Origin of the sequence: Cellulomonas pasadenensis (genome assembly GCF_047229365.1) — a bacterium.
Lineage (GTDB): Bacteria > Actinomycetota > Actinomycetes > Actinomycetales > Cellulomonadaceae > Cellulomonas.
On the sequence record NZ_JBFTEP010000254.1, the window covers coordinates 1 to 1,922 of the forward strand.

At 80.4% G+C, this 1,922-nt stretch carries 2 protein-coding genes; both read left to right on the forward strand.

The annotated features are described in order from the left end of the window. A partial coding sequence (locus tag AB6N23_RS18230) for an FHA domain-containing protein (RefSeq protein ID WP_412867370.1) occupies nucleotides 1–1,249 on the forward strand: 1,249 nt, incomplete at its 5' end. A 34-nt stretch (nucleotides 1,250–1,283) separates the two neighbouring features. Then, nucleotides 1,284–1,922 (forward strand): RDD family protein (locus AB6N23_RS18235; RefSeq protein WP_412867371.1); only part of this gene is annotated, 639 nt, incomplete at its 3' end.

The following is a 1,922-nucleotide window of genomic DNA, read 5'->3' on the forward strand; positions in this document are numbered from 1 at the left end:
TCGACAAGCCCGACCTCGCGTTCGTCGTGCACGGCGGGGCGCCGGCGTCGCCGGGGAGACGGCCGCCGCGCACGACGTGGTGGCGGACGACGCCGGGGCGCGCGCGTCGACGGTCGACGCCGACGGCTCGCGCTCCGCCGAGGTGGTGGCGGCCGGGCCGGTGGCCGAGGTCGTCCCCGCCGCGGTCGACGAGCCCGCGCGCTCCGGCGCCGCCGAGCCCGCGCCCACGTCGGCCGTCCCACGGCCGGCTGCGGACGAGCCGGTTGCCGACGAGCCTGCCGACGTCGCGCCCGCCGACGTCGCGCCCACCGACGCGACGGCGTCGGCGTCGGCGTCGGCGTCTGCCCCCGAGCCCCGGCCGACCGCGCTGCCGCCCCTCCCGCCGGACGACCTGCCGCCCGTCCCGGACCTCCCGGCTCCGCCGGAGCTGCCGACGGTCCCGGACCTGCCGCCGCCGCCCGCGGCGCCCGCCGACCCGATCGCGCTGCCGCTCGACGCCGCGCCGGCCGACCCCACGCCGCTCGACCCCGCGCCGGCCGGTGGCGGCACCGACGTGCTCGGCCTCCCCACCACGCCGGACGCGACGGCCGACGACGACGTGCAGGACACCGTGCTCGAGGACGGCTGGTGGCGCTCCGCGCCGGCGACGACGCCCGACGTGCTGCCGGCGCCGCCCGCCGCCGCGCCCGGTGCTCCTGCCGCCCTGCACGCCGCACCGGCGTCGACCGACCCGTGGGCGGCACCCGTGGCCGCGCCGGTCGCCACGCAGGACCCGCTCGACCCCTCCGACGACGACCACGACGGCATGACGATCCTGTCGAGCGACCTCGCGCGGCTCCGCGACCGCCTGCCCGCGTGGACGCACGACGCCGTGCCCGGGCCCTTCCCGACGCCGGAGCCGACCCCGCTGCCCGCGCGGCTGGTGCTGTCCACCGGGCTCGTCGTCGAGCTGGACCGCGCCGTGCTGCTCGGGCGCGCGCCGCAGGTCTCGCGCGTGACCGCCAAGGAGCTGCCGCGCCTGGTGACGGTGCCCAGCCCGAACCAGGACATCTCCCGGACGCACGCCGAGGTGCGGCTCGACGGCGACCACGTCGTCGTCACGGACCTCGACTCCACCAACGGCGTGCACGTGTCCCGCCCGGGCGAGGGCGTGCGCCGGCTGCCCGCGGGCGAGCCGAGCGTGGTCGCCACCGACGAGGTCGTCGACCTGGGCGACGGCGTGACGTTCACCGTGGAGCGGACGGCATGAGCGCCCCCGCGACGGCCGGCCCCGGGGGCCGGTCGTGACCCACCGCGCCCTCGTCGCGCCGTCCCGCGACGGCGACGTCACGGACGTGCCCGCGTCGCTCGGGCGGCGGTTCCTCGCCGTGGCCGTCGACCAGGTGCTGGTCGGCCTGCTGCTCGCGCCGTTCACGCTCGACGTGCTGCGCCGCGCGCTCGCCACCGCGCGGGCCGGGGACGCCGCGGACGTCGTCGTGGCGCCGGTCGGCGTCGGCGCGGTCGTCGCGCTCGTGCTGGCGACCCTGCTGGGCCTCGCGCAGTGGGTGCTGCACGGCCGCCTGGGCTGGACGCTCGGCCGCCGCCTGCTGGGCGTGCGGACGGTCGACGTGCACAGCCGCCGGCCCGTCGGCCTGCTGCGCGTGCTGCTGCGCGAGCTCGTCGTCGCCGCAGGTGCGCTCGCGTGCCTGGTCGGCCAGGTGGCGGTCCTCGTGTCGCCGGCGCTGGACCGCACGGGACGCAACCGCGGCTGGCACGACCGCGCCGTGGACGCCGAGGTGCTGCTCGCCGGTGCCCGGCGGCCCCGTCCGGGCGCCGCGGGCGGCGGCACCCCGATGGCCGTCTCCGGTCCGCTGGCCTCCGGCGGCACGGACGCCCCCGCCCCGGACGCGCCGTCCGCCGACGCGGGCGGCCCGCTCCCCACC